A 7,110-nucleotide genomic window follows, 5' to 3' on the forward strand; every position below is an offset into this window, starting at 1 on the left:
CCTCGATCAACGACCACTGAGCATCCGAGAGCACCTGAAACCGCGACATGAACACAGCATCTCAGCACACCACCGAACTATTTATCAGACACGCCCTAGCGGTCGTGTCGAGGGCGTCATCGTGCATCTGTTGCAATAATGCTCGTTCTACTTGACATAAGGTTCATTATCAGCGTTGCGATACGGAAGGGACGATTACTCACTTCGACTGGGCGCGTCCGTCAATGATCTGCCGTTGTGAGTCGCGATTGAGCAGTAGCACACAGGCGGGCGACCCGTTTCCATTACGAGCTCGGTTGCGATATGAGGTTTGGCGGATTCGCGTCCAATAGTGCGCTCGTTTCCGCAAGACGCCTCCGTCCGGTTCGATGCGTGATCCTCGAAGTGGGGCGCGTGTTGCTTGCGAACCACCGGCTTCTTGTCTGTCAGAGAACGTTTCCGTCCTTTCGGCTGAGGGCTCTGCGCTCAAGAGGACGGGGCCCACCCACGAAGACTGTTCTCGAGTTGAAGCCCTGGGGCGGGCGATCGCCTGATAGCCCGCAGAAGCGAACCGCCGCTCGCTTGCCCGAGGACGCCCTTGCGATAGAAACACCGGCGCGGTCGAGCTCTCAACCGAGTTTGCCAGCGACCGCACGTACATGTCGACTCACTGCAGAATGTCGACGAGGGCGGCTGCCAGGGAATCGTTGATGTCGGACGGCACAGGCTCGACGCCTTGAAACGCTGCGTCGCCGAGCGCGATCGCCGCGAGGCTGGCTGCCTGCAGCGAGAGGCCGAGGTCCATGGCTTCAATGGGATTTCCTCTGGCCGCCGTGAGGTTGATCATCTTGGTGCCGTGAAGGACGACGATTTCTTTCCCGGACTCGAGGTGGTAGGCGATTCGGGCGTCGATGTCGCTCGACGTGGCGAGGTTCACCGTTTCGACGGCGGCCGCGGTCAGGCCGGCAATGTCTGCTTCGTCGGGCTGGTGGCCCACGCCGGCAATGATGGCTCCGTCGGGGAGCAAGCGAATCTCATCAAGTGAGAGTGCTCGAGCTCGACCGGTCGACAAGAAGAGCGCCTCGGCCTGGGGCAGCGATTCGGCGACAGAGGCGACGTGGTGTCCGCCCATCAGCGCTTCGAGCGCTCGAAAAGGGTTGATCTCAACCACAGTCACTCGAGCACCCAATGCCCGAAGGGTGTCAGCAACTCCTTTGCCACAGGGCCCGAAGCCGATGACGACCGCGCGAAGGGCCGGAAGCATCCGATTCGTGGCGTTCATGAACCCCTGAACGATGCTCTGCCCCACGCCGTATTCATTTTCGACCAGTAGCTTAAGTGGGCTGTCGTTGATGACGATCACCGGAAAATCTGGCTGTACGGGCAGGTTCCTCACCCGAGTGCCGCCGGTCGTCGTCTCCTCTGTGGCTCCCCGAAACGTGGCGGAGCGCACGGCGCCCTCGGTGAGTCTTTGGATGAGTTCGCCGCCGTTGTCGAGGATTAGCTCGGGACGAGCCTCGATCACGGCGTCGAGATTGATGGCATGTGCGGTCAGGTCGTCTTCCCGGCTCCCGATGACTTGCGCACCCTGGGCTGCGAGCAGGTCAGCTGTGCGAGGGTTGGTAGTCCCAAGATTGCCGGTGATGGTCACCTTTGCGCCGTATTCGAGCAGCCAACGACAGAGAACGGCGGTCTTTGGTTCAAGGTGGAGGCAGATGCCGACGCGCAGGCCGGAGAATGCGGGTCCAACTCGGTTCATCGTGCTGGTCAGAAGCGGCATGGATCGGGCCGCCCAGTCGGTGTCCGGATCACTTGATCGAGTGAGAGCGATCCGTGGCTGAGGAGTGGTCATTCGATGGAGCCGTCCTTTGTCGCGATTAGATGGAGCCCGCACCCCGCGGACGATACGTCGTTTGGAGGCTATCAATGCGAGCTGAAGAAATCCTCGCCCATACAATTGACCGCCCGGGGGCGGCGCCCACCCGGCAGCATGATTGGGCTGAGATTCATGGCCTTTGGCCTGTGCTCGGCCATATGGCAACTACCAGCCCTGGGGACTGCAGAGGGTTTGGTCAAGCAGCTGGAAAAACGCGTAAAGGGCATGGCCGCGTCAGATGCTGGCCATGCCCATAACTCAGAAGTTGAGACCTCGCTCGTCCAGCGAGCTATGGTCTACCTGCATTTCCTCGAGTCGAGGCGGTTTGCGCTGCACGATCGGGGAGGTTGGCCGCGATCTCTTTAGATCGACCAAGAGAAGCGCCGAAGGACGAGTAAAAGCCCATGCAAGTACCGGCGACACGCGATCTGTGCTATCGAATACAACGCAGAGCTGGCCTCGTCGAGGGCCCGAATCCTTCACCAGTACCTCTCGGGTTCCCACAACTGATTCGGTGAGCCGGTCAAAGGCGCCTACGACATCAAAACCAACCGGCTTAGACAGATCTCCATCACTGATTCTCAGAACGCTGGCCTGGACCTCGCTTTTCTCGACGGCAACGCGCAGTTCCATTGATGACTGCGATTCATACCGGTCCGCCCAGTGGATGCCGATGCGCAGGCGACCAACTACGTCTTCAAGCATGGGCGAAGAACCATGCCGGTCCCATCCGCGGACTTCGCGTTCGCCATTCTCCCAGGCAATCTCGGCTGCGCTTATGGTCAAACCGGGGCCTTCGAGTCGACTCATGTACGCCACACCATCTGCGACGGCCCCCGTGAGAGTATGTCCGTGAACAACTCGCGAGGCCGTCGGTCATGGGTTCTCTCGGATGAGTGATGCCGTGGTAGCCCAGAGGGCCACCACGGCATCAGAGGGCCAGCCGTGTGCGGTCAGGAGTGTGCGGGGATGCTCAGCAGGGAGGGCCAGTCCTGCTGGCTACCCGCCGCTGTGGCCCCGGCCTCGAACAGCAGCGCGATGGTGACGGCACCGGGGTCGAGAACTCCGAGGGCAAGCTTGCCGACGTAGCTCGCGCGGCCGCGAGCGGCGACGAGAGCTCCAGTAGATTCGGCGCCGACGCGAGCGGCTTCCGCGGCTGCCGTCAGGGCGGTGACGAGGTCCGCGCCGTTCTCTGCGGCCCCGGTGAGAGCGGCGGATGCCGGGGCGAGTGCGTCGATCATCGTGTTGTCACCAACCTTGGCGCCGCCGAGCTTCTGGATGGTGGCGAGTCCTTCCTGGATGCCGGAGGCGAGCTCGGGGACGGATGCGGCGTCGTCTGCGGCTTTGGAGATGGTGCGGAACCACATACCGAAGAGCGGACCGCTGGTACCTCCGGTGGCGAGGAACCCTTTTGACGTCGCAGCGAACACGGTAGTGAACGTGGCGGCGTCAGCTGACGGGAGGGCGTCGTCGACGCGGCGCAGCGCGGAGGCGATGTTGGTGCCGAAGTCGCCGTCACCGGCGAGACGATCGAGGTTCGTGAGCTGCTGCTGGGACTCGTGGAACGTGTCGCAGAAGGTGCTGATCCAGGCGTGGGCGGTTGCGCCGTCGAGGTGGGTGGTCATGGTTTCCTTTCTCACCAGGTGAGGTTTGGGGTGCGGACGGGAGCGTCCCAGGCTGTGATGATCCCGTCAGTGGCGACGGTGAAGGTGATGGAGACACCGTGCATGTCAAGGCTCGTGACGTAAGAGCCCACCAGGGAGCGGGCGACAGGGATGCCGCGGGAGGACAAGATGCGGTGCATGTTCCTTGCGACGATGGACAGTTCCAACGGGTAGGTGCCGCCGAGGCCGTTGACGATCGCGATGACGGGCTGTCCGGAGGTCAGACCGAGGGAGTCGATGAGCGGCAGCACGAGCCGCTCGGTGAGGGTGTCGGCATCGGCGAATGGAATGCGTGCGGTGCCTCGTTCACCGTGAATGCCGACACCGAACTCAACCTCAGTGGGGGTGAGCGTGAAGGCGGGGTCGGTGTCGCCGGGGTGAGTGCAGCCGTCGAGAGAGAGGGCGAGGGTTCGCGAGCGGTTGACGACGTCGCGGCCGGCGGCGGCGATGGTAGCAAGGTCAGCGCCCTGCTCGGCGAGAGCGCCGCAAACCTTCTCAACCGTGATGACGGCGGCGGTTCCACGTCGTCCGGGGCCATCATTGTCGGAGTCAGAGGCGAGGTCGTCGTCCACGAGGACGCTCTCTACCTCCACTCCCTCGTCGGCGGCGAGTTCCGCAGCGATCTCGAAGTTGAGGACGTCACCGGTGTAGTTCTTCACGATGTGGAGAACACCGGCACCGTTGTCGGCCAGACGGGTGCCGGCCTGGACCTGCTGGGCGGTGGGGCTAGCGAAGACGGCGCCAGCGACGGCGACATCGAGCATCCCGGTGCCAACGAACCCGGCATGGAGAGGTTCGTGTCCGGAACCTCCCCCGGAGAGAAGTCCCACCTTGCCTGTCGCCTTCTGTGCTCGGCTGATGAGCTGGGAGGCGGAGTCGAGGGTGAGGAGGGTGGGGTGGGTGGCGACGAGCCCTTCGAGGGCTTCGCCGATCACGTCGTCGGGCTGGTTGATGAACTGTCGGTTGTTGGACATCGTCGTCTTCCTTTTCTGGTGGGGATCGATGGAGGTGCGGTTGGTGGATGCGAGCGCTTCCAGCAGGAGTGCTGCGGTCGCGGCGCCGGGGTCAAGATGATTCGCGCTGCGGTCGCCGAGGTAGCTGGCGCGGCCGCGGCGGGCGACGAGAGCGAAGGTCGCGTCTCGTCCAGCTGCGGCCGCCGCCGCCGTTTGGGTGAAGGCCTCCGGGAGGGATAGTTCGTCTGCGGCGGCGACTTGGAGGGTGTGGGCGGCGGGCAGGAGAGCGTCAATCATCGTCTTGTCGTCGAAGTCGGCCCGCCCTCGCGCCTGGACGCAGGTCACCCCGGCGCTGAACGCATTGGCGAAGTCGACCAGGCTGACGGTGGTGCGGTCGGTCAGTGCGGCGGCAAGGCCTTGGAAGAACGTCGCGAAGAGGATTCCGCCGGCGCCTCCGGCTGTCGATGCAAACGCCGATCCCGCAGTGCTCAAAGTGGCCCCGACGCCGGTGGGGCGCTGATCAAGGATGGCTCGACTGACCGCTGCAGCGCCCTGGCGCATGATGACCCCGTGATCTGCATCTCCGATGGCCGTATCCAGTTCGGTAAGCCACTCTTCTCGGCTAGCGACAAGCACGTGGAAGTGGTGCAGCCAGGAGGCGGCGTGCTCACCGGTGAGGCAGTCCGCTGGATCGCTCGACTCGGCGACGTCGCTGGTCATGCGCGTTCGGGCTCCTCGGTGAGCGCTTCGCTGAGGGTCGTCCGGTCCGCGCGAGTGCGGGAGATCGCGGTGAAGGCGAAGCCGGCGAGAATTCCGGCGAGGAGTTCGGCGGCGATGTAGACGGGCCACTGTTCCCATTTGATGTCGCCGCCGAGCAACTGCTGCACGAGCATCGGTCCGGTGGTTCGGGCCGGGTTGATGGAGGCACCGGTGGCTGGAGCGACCGGGATGATGGCGGCGAAGACGACGAGGCCGATGACGATTCCAGCGAAACCGGGAGCAGCCTTACGGTGGATGACTCCGAAGACGGTGAAGACGAGGATGAAAGTGCCGATGAACTCCGCCGTGAACGCCTGCCACCATGGAATGTCGCCGTACGAGGCGACGCCCAAGCCCAGGTCACTGGCCGTCATGCCAAGAGTTCCGACGATGGCGAAAGAGCCGACAATCGCCCCGATCAGTTGTGCTGCCAGATAACCAGGGACCTCGCGCCACGGGAACTTTCCGGTCGCAGCCAGCGCAACAGTGACGGCTGGGTTGATGTGGTTGCCGGAGATGTATCCGAAGACGTACACCGTCGCGATCACGATCGTGGCGAACGCCAATGAGATAAACCCGAGGTCGGCGCCGGTGAAGGGCGCGCCTCCACTTGCCATATTCAATGCGGGGACCGAGCCCACGCCGACGAACACCAGGAACGCCGTACCGATCGCTTCGGCCGCGAAACGCTGCCAAAACTTATTCTCGTCCATTGCTGTTCTCCCTTGAACGCTCTTGATAAATTCGATAATGTCGAATTGTGTTCGACAGTGTCGAATCCTGCCGGAGCTTCAATGGCGCTGTCAAGAGGGAATATCCGACAAGATGGACGTTGACGTCCCTGACACCAGATCGCGAAGGAGCCTGCGGTGATCCAGTCCATCGACCGTGCCGCGCGCATCCTCGAGCTCCTTGGCGGAGCGCGGCGTCTCGGAATCACAGACCTCGCAACAGCACTCGAGCTGCCACCGTCGACCGTTCACGGCCTCGTCAAATCACTGCAGGCACACCGGCTCGTAGCACAAGAACCCAGCGGCAATCGATACGTGCTCGGGCCGGCGCTGCTGCGGCTCTCGAGCGTTTACCTCGACACCCTGGACGTGAGATCCAGATCTGTCCGGTGGATGCACGAGCTGTCGAAGAAGACAGGCTTCGCCTCCCGCCTCGGAGTCGAGCTGTACGGCGACGTCATCGTCATCCACCACGATCGTCGTCCCGATGGCAGCGAGCAGATGCCTGAAACGGGCGTCACGATCCCCAGCCACGCATCAGCTCTCGGAAAGGTGCTCCTCGCCTACAGCGCGGAGCACGAGAAGGCCGTCCTCGCGCAGGACCTGCAAGCGTTTTCCAGCGACACCATCACTGACCCTACGGTTCTCCGTAATCAGTTCACTGAAGTGCGGCGCACCAAACTCGGCGTCGAAGCAGAAGAAGCACTCATCGGCGAATGCTCCCTCGCGGCTCCCGTGTTCAGCGAGTCAGGAGACGTCGTCGCGGCCGTTGCCATCGTTGTTCCATCCGCGGAGTGGCCCGTATCCGCTGAGACCACCAGCAGCGTGCTCGAAGCAGCCCGGAACATTTCGCGCGAACTCGGCGGCGGCTGGCCCACCTAGAGATTCCTCCGACGTTGCACATCAGTAGCATGGGGCTCGTCCTCGGCTACTCAACCCGAGCGTCCCCACCCGGCTTGCCGTCCGATCGACGAGTCCTACATATCTACGAGCCTTAGACCTACGCGGTTGAAGCCCCCAAGTTGCGGCCACCCGACAACGGTATTCAACTAGGGCGTGTCTGATAAATAGTTCGGTGGTGTGCTGAGATGCTGTGTTCATGTCGCGGTTTCAGGTGCTCTCGGATGCTCAGTGGTCGTTGATCGAGG

General features: G+C 63.0%; 6 protein-coding genes. 1 reads left to right on the top strand and 5 read right to left on the bottom strand.

Annotated elements, in window-relative coordinates; translation table 11 throughout:
* Positions 1-646: 646 nt before the first annotated feature.
* The 5 genes from ASF96_RS16260 to ASF96_RS16275 form a co-directional block, all read right to left on the bottom strand.
* A complete protein-coding gene (locus ASF96_RS16260) occupies positions 647-1,831 on the bottom strand; it encodes an adenosylhomocysteinase (RefSeq protein ID WP_055941052.1) in 1,185 nt (394 codons plus the stop codon).
* Positions 1,832-2,113: 282 nt separating this feature from the next.
* Positions 2,114-2,665, bottom strand: coding sequence for a hypothetical protein (locus ASF96_RS17105; RefSeq protein ID WP_156458911.1), 552 nt, complete (start codon positions 2,663-2,665; stop codon positions 2,114-2,116).
* A gap of 143 nt (positions 2,666-2,808) precedes the next feature.
* Positions 2,809-3,480 (bottom strand): dihydroxyacetone kinase subunit DhaL, encoded by a 672-nt coding sequence (gene dhaL, locus ASF96_RS16265; RefSeq protein ID WP_055941055.1) that lies wholly within the window; start codon positions 3,478-3,480, stop codon positions 2,809-2,811.
* Positions 3,481-3,491: 11 nt separating this feature from the next.
* A complete protein-coding gene (dhaL, locus tag ASF96_RS17590) occupies positions 3,492-5,192 on the bottom strand; it encodes a dihydroxyacetone kinase subunit DhaL (protein WP_082509784.1) in 1,701 nt (566 codons plus the stop codon).
* Complete coding sequence (locus ASF96_RS16275; RefSeq protein WP_055941059.1) at positions 5,189-5,944, bottom strand: MIP/aquaporin family protein; 756 nt, start codon at positions 5,942-5,944, stop codon at positions 5,189-5,191. The genes dhaL (ASF96_RS17590) and ASF96_RS16275 overlap by 4 nt, the downstream gene beginning before the upstream one ends.
* Before the next feature lie 156 nt (positions 5,945-6,100).
* On the opposite strand from ASF96_RS16275, the gene ASF96_RS16280 reads away from it, so the two are divergent.
* On the top strand, positions 6,101-6,844 hold the full coding sequence (locus ASF96_RS16280; protein WP_055941062.1) for an IclR family transcriptional regulator: 744 nt from the start codon (positions 6,101-6,103) through the stop codon (positions 6,842-6,844).
* Positions 6,845-7,110 lie beyond the last annotated feature (266 nt).

This window comes from Microbacterium sp. Leaf179, from assembly GCF_001423785.1.
Classification (GTDB): domain Bacteria; phylum Actinomycetota; class Actinomycetes; order Actinomycetales; family Microbacteriaceae; genus Microbacterium.